This is a genomic window from Marinifilum caeruleilacunae (genome assembly GCF_013141825.1).
GTDB lineage: Bacteria > Bacteroidota > Bacteroidia > Bacteroidales > Marinifilaceae > Marinifilum > Marinifilum caeruleilacunae.
In genome coordinates this window covers 1-16,906 of record NZ_RZNH01000029.1, presented here as the reverse complement: position 1 = coordinate 16,906, position 16,906 = coordinate 1, and the positions used below count along the sequence as shown (strand labels likewise).

General features: G+C 37.0%; 16 protein-coding genes. 7 read left to right on the top strand and 9 right to left on the bottom strand.

From position 1 onward, the window contains the following. Positions 1 to 12: 12 nt before the first annotated feature. The 6 genes from ELS83_RS15405 to ELS83_RS15380 are packed head-to-tail and all read left to right on the top strand — an operon-like array spanning position 13 to position 4,742. Entirely contained in the window at positions 13 to 1,290 is a 1,278-nt protein-coding gene (locus tag ELS83_RS15405) for an NAD(P)/FAD-dependent oxidoreductase (protein WP_171596449.1), read from the top strand. Then, a complete protein-coding gene (locus ELS83_RS15400; RefSeq protein WP_171596448.1) occupies positions 1,287 to 2,162 on the top strand; it encodes a DUF1365 domain-containing protein in 876 nt (291 codons plus the stop codon). Before ELS83_RS15405 ends, ELS83_RS15400 begins: the two co-directional genes overlap by 4 nt. Then, positions 2,122 to 3,360: an SAM-dependent methyltransferase gene (locus tag ELS83_RS15395; protein WP_171596447.1), complete on the top strand. Its 1,239-nt coding sequence runs from the start codon at positions 2,122 to 2,124 to the stop codon at positions 3,358 to 3,360. Before ELS83_RS15400 ends, ELS83_RS15395 begins: the two co-directional genes overlap by 41 nt. A 1-nt stretch (position 3,361) precedes the next feature. Beyond that, the gene (locus ELS83_RS15390; protein WP_171596446.1) at positions 3,362 to 4,060 is read left to right on the top strand and encodes an SDR family NAD(P)-dependent oxidoreductase; all 699 of its coding nucleotides are present in this window, start codon (positions 3,362 to 3,364) and stop codon (positions 4,058 to 4,060) included. Between the two features lie 13 nt (positions 4,061 to 4,073). Then, positions 4,074 to 4,244: a Lacal_2735 family protein gene (locus ELS83_RS15385; RefSeq protein WP_171596445.1), complete on the top strand. Its 171-nt coding sequence runs from the start codon at positions 4,074 to 4,076 to the stop codon at positions 4,242 to 4,244. Between the two features lie 3 nt (positions 4,245 to 4,247). Further along, positions 4,248 to 4,742 (top strand): SRPBCC family protein, encoded by a 495-nt coding sequence (locus ELS83_RS15380; RefSeq protein ID WP_171596444.1) that lies wholly within the window; start codon positions 4,248 to 4,250, stop codon positions 4,740 to 4,742. On the opposite strand, the gene ELS83_RS15375 is transcribed toward ELS83_RS15380, so the two are convergent. The 8 genes from ELS83_RS15375 to ELS83_RS15340 form a co-directional block, all read right to left on the bottom strand. After that, positions 4,699 to 6,117 (bottom strand): TrkH family potassium uptake protein, encoded by a 1,419-nt coding sequence (locus ELS83_RS15375; protein ID WP_216616596.1) that lies wholly within the window; start codon positions 6,115 to 6,117, stop codon positions 4,699 to 4,701. The two genes, ELS83_RS15380 and ELS83_RS15375, sit on opposite strands and share 44 nt — an antisense overlap. Before the next feature lie 118 nt (positions 6,118 to 6,235). Continuing rightward, positions 6,236 to 7,576, bottom strand: coding sequence for a Trk system potassium transporter TrkA (gene trkA, locus ELS83_RS15370; protein WP_171596442.1), 1,341 nt, complete (start codon positions 7,574 to 7,576; stop codon positions 6,236 to 6,238). A 172-nt stretch (positions 7,577 to 7,748) separates the two neighbouring features. After that, entirely contained in the window at positions 7,749 to 9,824 is a 2,076-nt protein-coding gene (locus tag ELS83_RS15365) for a ComEC/Rec2 family competence protein (RefSeq protein ID WP_171596441.1), read from the bottom strand. A gap of 121 nt (positions 9,825 to 9,945) precedes the next feature. Further along, positions 9,946 to 10,965 carry a DUF6588 family protein gene (locus ELS83_RS15360; RefSeq protein WP_171596440.1) on the bottom strand — a complete coding sequence of 340 codons (1,020 nt, stop codon included), beginning with the start codon at positions 10,963 to 10,965 and terminating at the stop codon, positions 9,946 to 9,948. Between the two features lie 176 nt (positions 10,966 to 11,141). Then, positions 11,142 to 11,696 carry a peptide deformylase gene (def, locus tag ELS83_RS15355; protein ID WP_171596439.1) on the bottom strand — a complete coding sequence of 185 codons (555 nt, stop codon included), beginning with the start codon at positions 11,694 to 11,696 and terminating at the stop codon, positions 11,142 to 11,144. Positions 11,697 to 11,727: 31 nt separating this feature from the next. Then, a complete protein-coding gene (ruvX, locus tag ELS83_RS15350; RefSeq protein WP_171596438.1) occupies positions 11,728 to 12,150 on the bottom strand; it encodes a Holliday junction resolvase RuvX in 423 nt (140 codons plus the stop codon). 99 nt (positions 12,151 to 12,249) lie between these two features. Further along, complete coding sequence (locus tag ELS83_RS15345) at positions 12,250 to 12,543, bottom strand: hypothetical protein (RefSeq protein WP_171596437.1); 294 nt, start codon at positions 12,541 to 12,543, stop codon at positions 12,250 to 12,252. Between the two features lie 92 nt (positions 12,544 to 12,635). Next, the gene (locus ELS83_RS15340) at positions 12,636 to 13,406 is read right to left on the bottom strand and encodes a hypothetical protein (protein ID WP_171596436.1); all 771 of its coding nucleotides are present in this window, start codon (positions 13,404 to 13,406) and stop codon (positions 12,636 to 12,638) included. Between the two features lie 157 nt (positions 13,407 to 13,563). On the opposite strand from ELS83_RS15340, the gene ELS83_RS15335 reads away from it, so the two are divergent. Beyond that, the gene (locus ELS83_RS15335; protein ID WP_171596435.1) at positions 13,564 to 14,829 is read left to right on the top strand and encodes an LVIVD repeat-containing protein; all 1,266 of its coding nucleotides are present in this window, start codon (positions 13,564 to 13,566) and stop codon (positions 14,827 to 14,829) included. 52 nt (positions 14,830 to 14,881) lie between these two features. On the opposite strand, the gene ELS83_RS15330 is transcribed toward ELS83_RS15335, so the two are convergent. Beyond that, the gene (locus ELS83_RS15330; protein WP_171596434.1) at positions 14,882 to 15,430 is read right to left on the bottom strand and encodes a PepSY-associated TM helix domain-containing protein; all 549 of its coding nucleotides are present in this window, start codon (positions 15,428 to 15,430) and stop codon (positions 14,882 to 14,884) included. Between the last annotated feature and the right edge of the window lie 1,476 nt (positions 15,431 to 16,906).

Below are 16,906 nucleotides of genomic sequence, written 5' to 3'. Positions count from 1 at the left end.
ATCAACAACAGAATGAAAGAAAAATTAGCGATTATAGGAACTGGTATTGCCGGAATGGGGGCTGCGCACTTGTTGCAAAATCATTTTGACCTTACATTGTTTGAAAAAAATAATTACATAGGTGGGCACACGAACACTGTTTTTGTTGAAGAGGATGGTATCGAAATCCCCATCGATACAGGTTTTATGGTATTCAATAAACAGACGTACCCACACCTGATTCAGCTATTCGAACAGCTACAAGTGCCCATTAAAAAGACTAGTATGAGTTTTAGTGTTCAGCACAAAACCAGCGGTTTGGAATATTGCGGTTCGGGTTTGAGTGGATTGTTTGCACAAAAGAAAAACATATTCAGTCCGCGTTATATCAAAATGCTGTGGCAGATCAATCGCTTTAATAAAGAGAGTATTCAGGATTTAAATAATGGACATTTAGGCCAGTTTAGTATTGCAGATTACACCAAACTTAAAGGCTACAATCAGGACTTTATGGAAAAATACCTGCTTCCAATGAGTTCTGCCATTTGGTCAACACCGCCAGGTACCAGTTTAAAATTTCCGGCCGAAAGTCTGGTTCGTTTCTTTAAGAATCATGGCATGTTGGGTTTAGATACACATTTTCAGTGGTATACGGTTGAAAATGGCAGTGAATCCTATAAAAAAAGATTGATAGCACCTTTTATCAATCGCATTAAAACCAATTCAAAAATCAGCTCGGTCAAGAAAGTAAAAGATCAAATCGAAGTGCATTGTCACAATGGTGAGCGTTACTTGTTCGATAAGGTAATCGTTGCAGCTCATGCAAATGAAGCTTTGCGAATGCTCTCGAAGCCAACAGATTTACAGCAGAACTTACTTTCAAAATTTCAGTACCAGGAAAATTTGGCGGTACTGCATTCCGACACTGGCGTGATGCCTAAAAACAAAAAGGTTTGGTCGAGTTGGAATTACCTGATCGATCGAAAGAATGGAGAAAACAGAACAACAACCATTTACAATATGAATTCATTGCAAAATGTATCTGAAAAGGAGCATTATTTTGTTTCCATCAACCCTATCGATTTGAATGAAAAGAAAATACACAAGGTTTTGACCTATTTTCACCCAATATTTACTCTCGAATCTTTCGAGGCACAAAAAAGATTACAAGAACTAAATAGCGATGGATCTATCTATTTCTGCGGAAGCTATTTCCGATACGGGTTTCATGAGGATGCATATGCTTCGGCTGTTCAATTGGCCAATAAAATACTTCATGAAGAAAACAGAATTCAATTAAAAGCAGGATGAAAAAGAATGGTAAAATAGTACACTCGGCCCTTTATTCATGCAATGTGTATCACGCAAGAATGGAAAAGGTGAATCGTACATTCAGCTACCGTAGTTTCCTGTTTTATATCGACATGGACGAAATTCAAACCATCGCAAACAAAATATGGCTAATCAGTTACAATCGCTTCAACTATTTCAACTTTCGTGATCAGGATCACCTCCAACTCGATGAAAGTAAAGTACAATCAACAAGAAGTCAGATAGAGCAATTTTTACAGGAAAACAATATTGATATTTTCCCAAAAAGAATTGGCCTGCTTACCAACCTGTGTACCTTGGGATACCAGTTTAACCCGGTCTCTTTTTACTATTGCTTCGATAAAGATGACAAGGCATTTGCCTGTATTGCAGAGGTGAATAATACATTTGGGGAAATGAAACTTTTTCTGCTAACAAAAGATCAATTAAGCTCCAATACTTTTTCCACCAGAAAGTGCAAAAACTTTTATGTCTCCCCGTTTATAGATCATGATGTTGATTTTGATTTTAATCTGGAAATTCCAAATGATAGTTTATCCAATAGAATAGACGATTACAGAGGCAGCAAAAGAATTTTTACAGCAAGCTTAACAGGTAAAAAGCAAGCCTTAACCAACTGGACAGTTCTCAAGTATGTTTTCTTGTTCCCATTCATTACACTACAGGTGATATTTCTAATTCATTACCAGGCATTTAAGCTTTTACTATTGGGAATTCCCTATTTCAAAAAAGAAGAACATCTTGATTTACAGACGAATCGAATGAAAAAATTTGAGAATAGACATACACGAAAAAATAGAAGAAAAGAATATGGAAAAGACTTTAACACTTCAGCACAAAATCAGTTTTAAGGAACGAATGTTCTTAAAATTGATATCCAGAATGGACAAAGGATATATTGAAATTAGTTTGCCAAACAAAATGCTTTTACACTTTGGGAATCCTAATTCAAGTATAAAAGCCGATATTCAAATAGTTTCGACAGATTTTTACAATCAATTATTCCTTTACGGTGATATTGGTTTTGGTGAGGCATACGAGAATCAGTTGTGGAAAACCTCCGATATCACATCAGTGATTAAATGGGTAATTGCCAATTTGGATAATGCTCCGGGTGTTTCGGGCAGCAAAATGAAATCAATTGTTTTTAACCTGTTTAAAGCAGGCAATCAGTTCATTCATAAACTGCGCGACAATACCATTGCCAATTCGAAAAAAAACATCGCTGCACATTACGATTTAAGCAACGATTTTTATTCCCTTTGGCTGGATAAAAGTATGACCTATTCTTCGGCTTATTTTACAAATGAAAAAACTTCGATTTATGATGCTCAGTTGGAAAAATATCGAATGATATCGGAAAAACTGAAGATAAAAAAGGGCGATAGAATTCTTGAAATTGGATGTGGTTGGGGCGGAATGTCCATCTTCCTGGCAGAAAACTACGATGTGCAAGTAAGTGCAATTACAATATCCAAAGAGCAATATGCGTATGCCAAAAAAAGAGTTCAAAAAGCAGGTCTTGAAAATCGCGTAAACATTCTGTTTAAAGATTACCGATTGGTAAAAGGCAAGTTCGATAAAATTGTTTCGATTGAAATGCTGGAGGCCGTTGGACATCGGTTTTACAAACCATTTTTCTCTAAAATTAATGATTTGCTGAGCAAAGAAGGATTGCTTGCCTTGCAAGTAATTACCTGCCCCGATTCTCGTTTTTCAGAAATGAAAAAAGGGGTTGACTGGATTCAAAAGCATATTTTTCCAGGTTCCTTATTGCCATCTGTTGCAGCTTTGAATAAAGCTATGAATCAGACTTCTGATCTTACGCCAATTCACCTGGAAGAGATGGGTAAACACTATGCTCAAACTTTAAGAACCTGGCGCAATTCATTCAACAGCAAATTGGAAGATGTGCAGGCTTTGGGATTTAACCAGCAGTTTATACGAAAATGGAACTATTACCTCTCTTATTGCGAAGCCGCCTTTGATATGCGTAATATCAATGTTATGCAATTAATTTATGCTAGACCAAATAACTTAAAATACTAGAATGGGAAATTTTGTGATCATAGGTGGATCTTCAGGCATTGGCAAAGAACTCCTAAAACTTTTGTCAGAATCCGGTCATCAAGTTTTTGCCACTTATTTCAAAAACGTGGTAAAAAAGGAAATTCCAAATGTAGAATTCCAACAGCTTGATGTGTTGGATGAAGATTTGAATTTGGATTTTTTACCAGAACAAATTGACGGATTTGTATACTGCCCGGGAAGCATAAACCTACGCCCTTTTCACCGTATCAAAGCAAAGGATTTTATTGCTGATTATCAACTACAGGTTATAGGAGCAATTCGAATTCTACAGGAAATTTTCCCAGCTTTAAAAATATCAGGTAAAGCATCTGTTGTGCTTTTTTCAAGCATTGTTGTTCAACACGGATTCAACTTTCATGCACAGGTAGCAAGTTCGAAAGGTGCTTTGGAAGGATTATGCAAATCATTGGCCGCCGAGTGGGCTCCTCACATAAGGGTAAATATCATTGCCCCATCATTAACCAACACTCCTTTATCTGCACGATTTCTTAATTCAGAAGAAAAAAGAGAGTCTAATGCGCAACGGCACCCCTTACAAAAAATAGGTGATGCGATTGACATAGCTGAAATGGCAGCATTTCTTCTATCCGATAAAGCATCTTGGATTACTGGACAAGTCATCCATGTAGACGGCGGTCTATCAAGTGTTAAACCGTAAAAATTATAATATCATGTTTGGATTATTTAAGAAAAAATCAAAAGTTGAGATTCTACAAAAAAAGTATCAAACTTTAATGAACGAGTGGCATCAATTGTCAAAAATAAACCGAAAAGAAAGTGATCAAAAATATGCAGAAGCACAACGAATACTATCCGAAATTGAAACACTTAAAAACATTTAGATTATGTCATTTTATCAATTTTATAAAGAGCAAATTTTACATGCTAGTATTGATGATGTGTGGGAGTTTATTTCTTCGCCAATCAATTTAAAAGAAATTACACCCAAATACATGGGTTTCGACATTACTTCCAATCTGATGGATGAAAAAATGTACCCAGGTATGATCATTAGCTACAAAGTAAGTCCGGTTTTAGGCATTAAAACCACTTGGGTAACAGAAATAACTCAGGTTCGGGAAAAATCCTATTTTGTAGATGAACAGCGCGTTGGACCTTTTTCTATATGGCATCACCAACACATTATTGAACAAGTGTCCAATGGTGTCATCATGAAAGATATCATATCTTATAAACCTCCTTTTGGAATATTAGGGGCTATTGCCAATAACTTATTTATTAAATCTAAGTTGAATGAAATATTTGATTATCGAAGAAAAGTTTTAGAACTTAGGTTTAATGCTTCCAAAAAGAGGGAGAAAACAGAACCAGAACTGTAAACAGCTCTAATCTTCCCAGCATCATTAAGAATGCAAGGAACCATTTTGCCAAATCGGGAAGATGGTAGAAGTTTTCCATGGGTCCTATTTCACCAAAACCAGGTCCGACATTGCCCAGCGTTGTGGCTACGGCACTAAATGCAGAGTAAATATCTGATGTCCAGAAAGACATTAAGACTGCCGACATCATGAAAATAAGGATATAAAACACGAAGAAGGCCAGAATATTGGTTACTGTTTTCTGATCGACAACTTTTGAATTGTACCTGATTGGGATAACTGCGTTTGGATGCACCAACCTTTTGAGTTCGTAGAAACTATTTTTAAACAAAAGCAAAATACGAACTACTTTTACTCCACCACCCGTCGATCCTGCCGATCCTCCAACAAAGAAAAGGACAAAAATCAGCATGCCTAAAAATGGTGTCCATAATAGATAATCGGCAGTTGCGTAACCTGTTGTTGTAATAATGGATACTACGGTAAACAGCGCATCGCGAAAAGCCTGTTCGCCGGTTACATGACCTGCTGCAATTAATCCAAGAGTAATTACAAAAGCAAAAAACAAAACAACCAGAGTATAGAATCTAAATTCCTCATCTTTAAACACTTTTGTAAAGCGACCTGTTATCATTCCATAGGAAAGGGTAAAATTGGTACCCGCAACAAACATGAAAAAGATGATTGTATACTGAATGTATGGCGAAGTATAGAATCCAACACTGGCTTGTTTGGTAGAGTATCCTCCGGTAGCCATTGTGGTTAGCGAGTGGTTAATAGCATCGAAAAAAGTCATTCCACCAGCGTACAGCATGATTGTTTCTACGGCTGTAAAAAGCATGTACAATCCCCAAAGGTTTCTTGCAGTTTCTTTAATTCTTGGGGTTAACTTATCGGGTGCAGGACCGGGAACTTCGGCTACAAATAGCTCTCGACCACCAATGCCGAGTGTTGGTAAAATGGCAAGGAACATTACAATAATTCCCATACCTCCCATCCATTGTGTGAGTGATCGCCAAAACAGGATTCCGTGTGGCAGTTCTTCAATATTATTCAAAATGGATGAACCTGTGGTTGTAAATCCAGACATGGTTTCGAAAAAGGCGTCGGTTACCGAAGGAATTGCGCCACTAAACAAGTACGGCAAACAACCAAAAATGGAAAAAACCACCCATACCAAACTCACAATAATGTATCCTTCCCTTTTTCCAAGGTCTTTCTTCACTCCTTTAGAGATAAGATAACTGAAGGTACCAACTGCAAATGTGATTAGACCTGCATTTAAAAAGGCCGCTGAATCATTTTCCTGATAGATTAATGACACCAGCAGAGAAAGGAAAAGAAAGAAACTTTCGCCAACCAAAAGTTTCCCCAAAATATTGAAGATAATTTTAAACTTAACCACGTCTTTTCGGATAGATTTACCCCAAAGATAAAACTCTGAAGCATTATAAAAAATGAAAAAGAGACCTGACAATGATCTCTTTATGCTTTTATTTAAAGAATTTTTCTACTTTTTTAATGGCTGAAGGCATTGTAAAAACAACAACCTTATCGTTTGCTTGTATCTGGGTTTCACCTGTTGCAATAATGCTATCTTCATCGCGAATGATACCTCCAATATTGGCATCATCAGGAAAATCCAAATCCTTCAAACTTGCTTTGGTTATTTTCGAACCTTTTTTGGCCGTTAACTCCATTACCTCTGCATCGGAAACGGTAAGCCACCTGCAATGCTGAACATCGGCATCCATGGTAAAGCGATAAATATAGCTCGCTGCCAGGAGCTTTTTATTAATCATTGTACCTACACCAATATTATCGGCCAAATCGATATAATCGATATTTTCAACCTCGGCAATGGTTCTTCTTACGCCCATTTTTTTAGCCAGCAAACAGGCAAGAATATTGGTTTCGGAGTTTCCAGTAACAGCTACGAAAGCATCCATTTTATGGATTCCCTCCTCTTTCAGTAACTCCTTATCGCGACCATCACCATTAATTACCAAGGTATCCTGTAAAAGGTCGGCCAATTTTAAGCTCTTCTCTTTATCGATTTCAAGAAGTTTCAAATTCATTTTTCGTCCCAGCTCAACCGCTGTTTTCTGACCAATACGACTACCACCCAAAATCATGGCATTTTTTACTTCGTATTTCTGCTTTCCAGCCAAAAGCATTACTTTCTCAATACTTTCGGGTTTACTTACAACAAAAACCAGATCACCTCTTGAGAATCTATTGTGTCCTCTTGGAATAATGGTTACATCCTCACGCTTAATGGCTACGGCACGAAAATCAACATCGGCAGTCATTTCGGCAACTTCGGCCATTGTTTTGTCCATGATAATGGATTTACTGCTAATTTTGATTCCGTAAAGCAGTAATTTACCTCCTGAAAACTCATACATCTGGCGAGTACCTGAACGAGAGAGATAACTAATCACCTCTTTTGCGGCTAACTTTTCAGGATAAATTAATTCATCAATTCCCAAACTTTGCAAGTACTCTTTGTTTTCAGGAATAAGGTACTCCTGGTTATCGATACGAGCAATGGTTTTGATTGCACCTAACTTCTTGGCAAGAATTGTGGATGTAATATTTGTAGTTTCAGACTGTGTAACTGCAATGAACAAATCGGCTTTTTTTACGCTAGCCTCCTTTAAATCCTTCAAAGAAGAACTTGAACCTACAATGGTAAGCAGGTCAAGATGAGAATCAACCTCTTTCAACTTCTCTTCATCCTGATCCAATAAAATAATATCGTGATCCTGATGACTCAACATCTTCGCCAAATGAGTTCCAACAGCTCCTGCACCAGCAATTACAATCTTCATATCTTTATTCCGTTAACTAATTTTTGGAAAATTCGTCGGCAAATTAACACATTATCGAGCAATTTCGATAATAAATCGTTAAAAAAAATTAAAAAGCCAAGCTCTCTAAATTACCAAATCGGAATCTAAAATCAAAGGCATTAATTGAACACTATATTTTTGTACACCAACATTATTTTTCAGTAGACAAATCAATTCTGAAAGCTCCTCTATCCTTTATTACAAACAATTTAGCCATGCTCTCTGGTTCATGTTCATGCAAACGTTTCATGTCCTTATTGTAAACCGATCCATCGGCAACTATACTGCAAACTGCCGTATGTTTTGTTAATATTTGATAGTCTTTTAAACCCGATTTTCTAAGTAAAACGATATCAGGTTTTAAAGTAGTAAGCAGCTCTTCTGTAATGCATTTGTTCTTGCCAATAATTAAAATGCCTTTATGATTGAAACGACGAAAATCGATTTCTCGAATCGTATCAGAATCAATCGTGTAAAGTCTGTTTTTAATGGAATAATTATGGCTTAAAAATTCCTTTTTAATCGGATCCATTTTCTGATCGTTCAGGTAAAATACATTTCTAGCTTGTCGCAAAGCGATTAATGAATTCTTACCTGCATTGAAAACGATTATCTCCTTTTTTTCAGACTGAAAATTCTGAATCGCATTGGGAATTTGGTAAACAATTAATAAAACGATAAGTGCAAATACCGCCTTTTTCCTTTTTACAATAAGGATAAAAATCACAGCACAAATGATTAGATATAACAGGATAACATCATAAAAAGAATAGAATAAATTGCGAACAACGGCTCCAGGTAAGTTGTGAATCCATATCATGATTTGGTGTAGCAATTCGACTGATGTTTGGAGAATCCAGGCCAATAAATGTGAGATGAAATCGATTTTGGATAAAAACAAAAGCAAAGCCGACAAATAAATAAGTATGCCTGCCATTAAAATCACTACATATCCCGACAGGAGGAAATATGAGGGAAATTGGTTGAAATAATAAATGCTTAAAGGGAATGTAGCAATTTGGGCAGAGAGTCCAACCGTTGTTAACTGCCAAAATTTATTCAGAATTGTATTTTGTATCAAAATCAGGCGATCAAATCGTGGCTGCAATAGAACAATGCCCGCTACCGCCAGGTATGAAAATTGAAATCCAACCGAATAAATCAGATAAGGATCGTGAAGTAAGAGGAAAAAAGCTGATGCCGCCAGGGAATTGAATATTCCGCCTTTTCTTCTCATGCTTTCTCCTATTACAATAAAAGCAAACATGCAGGTAGCTCTCAACACCGATGGAGATAAGCCTGTAAGTAAAGCATACATGCAAAGAACAGTGAGAAGTAGTAAAGCGCGGAACCACCTGCCATATCTGATTTTCAGCAGGAAAGATAAGATAAAACTTGTTACCAGGTAGATAATCCCAACGTGCAATCCTGAAACCGCCAATACATGCATAGCTCCAGCATCGCCCCAGGCTTTTTTCACTTCAGGGTCGAGACCTGCCTTGTAACCAAGGGTAAGCGCTGCCAAAATATCGAAAGCCTCATCTTTAATTCCCTGTTCCCGATAGATCTGCAATAGCTGGTCACGCCATTGCCAGGCCATTGCCTTCAGGTTCCAATGGGCGTGTCCATCTTTTTTAATCCACTTGTTGCTTTCTACATATGATGCGTATAATACATGACGATTTTTAAGGTAAGCCGCATAATCAAATTCATTGGGATTACCTGCATTCTTTACCCGATTCAGCTTTGAATCTACAAGTATTCGATCTCCCGTTTTTAATCCTTTTACCAGGCTATCTTTTCGAAAGTATAAAATTACATTGGCTGTTTCCTTCCTCTGAACATCATTGTAAATCGAGCTGCGAATTTTGGCAAGGCAAGAATAAAATTTCGTTTTCTCATTTGGATTTTCGCTCAGCTCAAGCAAATAGTTCCTGTTCTCATCTGTAGAAGTAATATACATTTCCTTCTTCACGGTTTGTACACGAAAAGCAGCAAGATTTGCAATTATCAGAAATACCAGCATACCGTGAAGCAATCTCAATTCTCTGGATCTTCTTATGCGTCCAATCACAACAAATGCCATGTTCAACAATAAACCACTTATCAGAACAATCTGTACAAAGCCAATTGATAAGTCAAACGACTCTGTTGCCAAAATTCCAAAAATTAGTGGCAGTAGTATCCTGAGAAAAGGATGTTGTCGCAAGAGCTCTTTAAAATCCATCAATATACATCTTTTGTTCAGTTGAAAATTAGCAATTCCCTGGGGATAAAAAAAATCCCCGCTTAAAAAAGCGAGGATCTATCTGACTAATGTACAGGATGGTATAGATGATTGTTCATCGTTATCTAAAGCTAAATGCGATTCCACCCGTAATTGTATTGTACTCCTGAATAGTGTAATCTCCGAATATTTTAAAGAAACCAAGGTTTAACCTGGTACCAATTGTAGCACGAACGCCACTTGCATCGAAATCTACTGATACCGGATCTTCGATTGTTTCGGTAATGCTTGAACCTGTACCTTCCAGTGTATATTCCAATTCGTATGTTCCCTTAATATCTACATCCATTTTTGCAGTATTGTAACCAACTGCTCCATAAAATTCAATCAGTTTTAGATTTACCGAAGCAATGGCCTGGAAAGTGTAGGCATTGGTTTTAAATTCCATTTTCTGACCTGTACCATTTAAGCCCGAATCTTCCTGAATATCATATTCCGATGTTAATTGAGTATAAGCGATTAATGCAGATACATCAACGGGAGTTTTATCGATCTTCAACATTTTAGATAAGCTTTTCTGAAGACCAATCCCAAACATTCCAATTTCCAGTTCAGATGTTCCTGTTTTTGGCAAGTATCTTACTTTCAAGTCTGAGTTAATACCAGGAATTCCAACCCCAATTTGTAAAGTTGCTGAAGGAACTGCATTCATTGGCAAATCGTCACCAATCCCATCAGGCATGGTAAAATTTGTTAGCTTAAAATCTCCCATATCGGTCTCAATTCTTGCCGCTAAAGTGGTATTATTTTCACCACCCATTAAAGTTTGAATTTCAGACGATCCGCTCACTAAAGTGATATTCGAATAATCGCTTGCTACAAACTGGAACACCTCATCGGCACTTGGTACTTTTGCCAAATTAGCTACCAAAGTAATATCAAATCCAAGTTTTTTATGCGTTCTGGCTGTTGAATACCAACCGTTATTTAGGCCATACATAAACCCTTTGGCTACAGGATTTACATAGTTTTCAGTCAATTTAGAAGCATCCTCGGTCCCCGCCAAAAGAAATTGTTCAATATCCTGCGATTTTCCCAAGAATGGTGTAAATAAAATAAGTAGTAGAATAAGTTTTTTCATCATATCAAGATTTAAATTAGTGGTTCTAACAATAAATGCTCTTACGCATCATGCTATAAATAGTTTAAATATTCTTAATAAAAAGGGTGCACATAATGGCATTAAGAACACTATGTTCCTATTCATTAATCCGAAAAGGCATAAAAAAACCCTACCGAATTGGCAGGGTTGTGATTTTATTTAGGCAGCGTACATTTGTACTTTGCTTTAAATTTCCCTTTGGATATTCCGGCAAGTTTTCCGCGCAAAAGTCTCTTTTTAATTGGAGCACAATAATCGGTGAACATGATTCCTTCCAGGTGATCGTACTCATGTTGAATTACCCTTGCTGCATAGCCTGAATACTCTTCTTCATGAAATTCCCAATTTTCATCGTAGTACTCAATTTTAATGGATTCAGGGCGTTTTACATCTTCGTTCAAACCAGGAATACTCAAACATCCTTCCGACATGGTCCACTCATCGCCTGTACGTTCGGTAATTTTAGCATTAATGAACATTTTTTTGAAGCCTTCCAATTCTGGTTCTTCTTCGGCAAACGAGGAACAATCGATAACAAACATTCGAATTGATTTTCCCACTTGGGGAGCGGCCAAACCTACTCCATCAGCAAAATACATGGTTTGCCACATATCTGCCTTAAATTTTTCCAAATCAGGATAATCTTCGTCTATATCTTTGGCAACCTTTCTTAAAACAGGGTGACCATAAATTGTAATCGGTAATATCATTTTTTTTAATCTTATTTACTCTTAAAACAATCTAAAACATGTTTCGTTTGGTTTCCATGTACGATTGTAAAATTATCGTTGCACTCACCTTATCGATCATCGCTTTATCCTGACGTTGTTTCTTTTTTAAACCGCCATCAATCATTGTTTGGAAAGCAATTTTTGAAGTGAATCGTTCATCAACCATTTCAATAGGAATATCGGGAAACTTTTTCTTCAATTTGCCCAAAAATGGTTTCAGGTATTTCATTGATTCACTATCCTCATTGTTCAACTGTTTTGGATAACCTACAACGAAAAGTTCAACTTCTTCACTTTTCATGTATTTCTCCAGATAGTCAAGTAAATCTTTAGCAGCTACAGTATCCAAACCATTTGCAATAATCTGCATTGGGTCGGTTACTGCGAGGCCAACTCTCTTTCTTCCGTAATCAATTGCTAAAATTCGTGCCAACAGATATTATTTATACTAATTTTGAATTGCAAAGATATAAAATCCATTCAGACTTTTATCTGTTCGGCAAGATTTGGTGGGTATTATTAAATGTTTGAGCTACTTGCTCTCCAGGTGAAAGAGATCGTGAATTTCTTTTATCATCTCTTCTCTATCCAATTGCAGTGCGCAAAAGGTATTGTAAACCGACACATAGCAGTCTTTACCAAGTTGTAATTCCTTTTTCTGAAGTTCTTCTGAAATGCTGGCATTCAATAATGGTGTTTCGTGAATTACGATCGGAATGATATCTTTTTCATTTCTATGAATAATAAAAAGACCCGGACGATTTTTTATTTCATCCATATTTGCAAAAGGTCCTCGAAACGAAAAACGCCCTATTTGAATAGCCATATCAGTTCATGTTTAAACAAAAAAATCAGGATAAATCCTGATTTTGAAAGTAAGAATAATTACTTAAACTCCTTGTATATAAGACGATCTTTTTAGAATATTATTCCCAAATGGATGCTCATTCGGTTGAATTCCTCGCGCAGAATCTCTTTATCGCTGGTATAATCGTTATGCCAGCTGAGTTTATTTTTTTGGTATCGATATCCGATTCCCAGGCTCAACCTGGTGTTTCCTCTTCCACTAAAAACAACACCTATTCCCGGATTAATTAACCAGCCTCCTTCGTTTTCCATTTCGTCTCCATAGTAATAATAATTCGTATTATCCCTATCGTCGAGCGCAAACGAATAGCCCGACTGACAAAACAGATAGGTGTTGAATCCACCAATTTTATGATGATAACGAATATCTGCAAATACAGGAATTTGAGTTTCTTCGAAAGTTTCCAATCCTGCTCCACCTCCCAACGAGAGACCATTTTTGAATCGGTAATTAGCCGAACACAATACACTAAAAGGCGCCTCGTTATCATTCCCATTGCTGCCTAAGAGCACTCCAAATTTTGCATGGATAAAAACCTTACTGTTCTTCAATGGAAGGCTATCCTGCTTAAATTTTGCTAATCTTTTCCTCTCATATCGTATTTCTGCAACGTCTTCCATATCAAACTTCCAGAAGTTTTTATCGAGGGTTTTCAGCTCCAAAAATTTACCTGGAACCTGACGCACAATAGTACCTTTTAAAACATTTCCGTTTTTAAGTTGAACAACATCGATTCTTTTTTGAGCGCTTAATTGGGTGCTAAGAAAAATCGTAAATACAAATAAAATGATTGGTTTTAATAATGGGGTCAAAGTCTTCATAATTCTTCATATTGTTTCTCTTTTGATGAAACAAAACAAATATGGTTGCGTCGTTCTACAAATTAACTTTCAAAAACTTACACGCAACCAAAACGACTCACTTGCATCTATAGGTTAGATTGAAAAAGTTAAAATCAAATTCCTAAATGCAATTGATATGAAAACAATAATCAAAACTTCATTAATACTATTCATGGGCATATGTCTATTCTCATGCGACGATGATGTTACCCATGAGTATACTATTAATGAACCTGTTTATATGAGTACAACAGATTTTAAGAATGCGGTAAAATCTGAAAGCGCAAGAAGTATGGAAGAGACTGGTAAAATATATTTCTATGGTGATTATATCATGGTAAATGAAAAGTTTCAGGGCATTCATATCATCAACAATAGCGATCCATCAAATCCTGTTATTGAAAACTTCATAAGCATTCCGGGGAATATTGATATGGCAATAAAAGACAATATGCTCTATGCAGATTCATACACCGATTTGGTGGTAATAGACATCAGCAATATGAACCAGGTAACTGAAAGCAAGCGATTCGACGATGTATTTTTCTACAGCTTGCCTCCTACCAACAACAACTACAGGTATGGAAATGTTGATCCTGAAAAGGGAATTGTGATTGGTTGGGAAGTGAAAAGAACCAGCGAAAAATACCAGGAACCCAGATATTATCCAATGTATGATTACATGACCAATTCGGCCGCTGAAGCAAGCTCGAAAGCAGATGGTTCAAACATTGGTAAAGCGGGTTCGATGGCTCGATTTATGATTCAGGGAAATACGTTATACACGCTAAAATCATCATATGCTCTAAACATTTATGACATATCAGACAATAATGAAGCCATACATAGTGGTAATTTGCAATTAGGTTGGGGAATTGAAACTGTATTTGCTCACAACGATCATCTGTTTTTTGGTGCTAACCGAGGCATGTACATCTACGATATCAGCAATCCATTTGCACCGGAATATGTATCGGAATACTCTCATTTTATGAGTTGCGACCCGGTGGTAGTAGATGATGATTATGCCTTCATTACACTTCGTGCAGGAAATTGGTGCGGTCAAAATACCAGTCAGCTAGATGTTGTAGACATTACTGATTTGAGCACTCCAAGCCTCTTGAAATCATATGCAATGGAAAATCCTTATGGCTTGGGCATTGATGGAGATTTGCTTTTTGTTTGCGATGGTACGGCAGGTTTAAAAATCTACGACAAATCGGCCCCATTGAGCATTGCAGCAAATCATATCAGTACATTTACGGATGTAACACCTTATGATGTAATTCCATTAGGAAATGTGCTCGTTGTAATTTCTCCGGAAGGTTTACTACAGTACGATTATAGCGATATCAACAACATTCAACTGCTGAGTTCGATAAGAATTGAAAGTGAAGAGTAAAAAGTAAAAAAGGCTGCCTTAAACGAAGCAGCCTTTTTTTAATTTCTTTTATTTATAGGAAGAACCACAAAACCGATGGGATTAACACACCGATCAGTGCCAGTTTCCAACCTCGTTTTTTAAAACCATTTCTTCCTTTTGTGATTACCAAGCCTGTGATACAGATCAGCAATACACAAATGGCAAAAATATCGGAATACCATACCCAAACATCGCTTGCCGATTTATGCAGATCTACCATTTGACCCAAAATTGGTCGTGTTCTGAAACTTTCAATTTCTCCTTCTCCCGTAAACGGATTAATATATGCGTAGGCATTATCGAAGTACAGGTTATAGCCACCTCTTCTCCAGGCCGTTCCATTCAATTTTAAATCGATACCCTGATTTTTGAGAGCTTTCTGGAAAAACTCATCTGAAATGCCATCTTTGTTTTCCGGAAAGTCAAATTTTACTTCAACTGTATCATATACATAGTCACGCGGATCCCAGGAATGTCGGTGGTTCAATGCAATTCCGGAAATTGAGAATGCCATTAATAGTCCGGCATAAAAGTATGAGAAATCTCTGTGCCAGTTTCTTAGTTTCAGGTTCCAATTCATGGTGTAATTCCTTTTAAAATTTTACAGGCTACAAAGAAAGAAAAAAGTATCTTATTCTTTATCACATGTTTTAGTGATTTTTTACACTAAATAAGTCCACTTCAAGAGGGCAGTCTTCTATATGGTATCAATTCCAATTTAGCTTGCAGATAATTAGATAATGAAAGGGCTAAATGTTGAAACCAAGTTAATGTTTTTGTTCTCACTCAAGCCGTGAGGCTTTTACTTTTCTCCTTAGATGAGAAAAGTAAACAAAAGAATCAAGTCAATCCGATACTGTGCATCACTCCTAATCATCTGTATCACTCGAATCGCGTCGGATTGACGGCTCCCGTTCGTAAATGAATGCCACAAAAGTAATACAATAAAAAAGGCCGCCTCAAATGAGGCAGCCTTCTATATATAATCGATATTTCTATCGGGTTACTTCAATGCTATAGGTAAAGCTAATTTATTGTTTTGGGGGTATTGAAGGGACTATTTGCTGATACGAAGGAAAACAATTAGTAAGACGGGGAAGCTGAGAACCTGTTCGAAGATCACCCCGCCGCACTTATTGTTTTTCAAGTAGGAGCAGATYGTCCTTTCTAACCCTAGATTCTTTGCTTACTTTCTCATCAATGGAGAAAGTAAGAGCCATGCGGCTTTAGCTTTAAAGTAAAATCATAAAAAAAGGCCACCTCAAAAGAGGCAGCCTTCTATATATAATCGATATTTCTATCCGGTTACTTCAATGTTATAGGTAAAACCAATTTGCTGTTTTGGGGGTATTGAAGGGACTATTTGCTGATACGAAGGAAAACAATTAGTAAGACGGGGAAGCTGAGAACCTGTTCGAAGATCACCCCGCCGCACTTATTGTTTTTCAAGTAGAAGCAGATCGTCCTTTCTAACCCTAGATTCTTTGCTTACTTTCTCATCAATGGAGAAAGTAAGAGCCATGCGGCTTTAGCTTTAAAGTAAAATCATAAAAAAAGGCCGCCTCAAAAGAGGCAGCCTTATATATAATCTATATTTCTATCGGATTACTTCAAGTTTGCTTGAGCTGCAGCTAAGCGTGCGATAGGCGCACGGAAAGGAGAACATGATACATACTCCATACCAACTGAGTTACAGAACTCAACTGATGATGRCTCACCCAACAGAGATTGCGCTCACCACAGATACCTAATATTTCTTTGTTTCCATATTTATCTAACCACTCAAGCCGTGAGGCTTTTACTTTTCTCCTTAGATGAGAAAAGTAAACAAAAGAATCAAGTCAATCCGATACTGTGCGCTCCTCCTAATTAACTGTATCACTCGAATCGCGTCGGATTGACGGCTCCCGTTCGTAATTTAATGCCGAAAAACTAATACAATAAAAAAGGCAGCCTTCTATATATAATCGATATTTCTATCCGGTTACTTCAATGTTATAGGTAAAACCAATTTGTTGTTTTGGGGGTATTGAAGGGACTATTTGCTGATACGAAG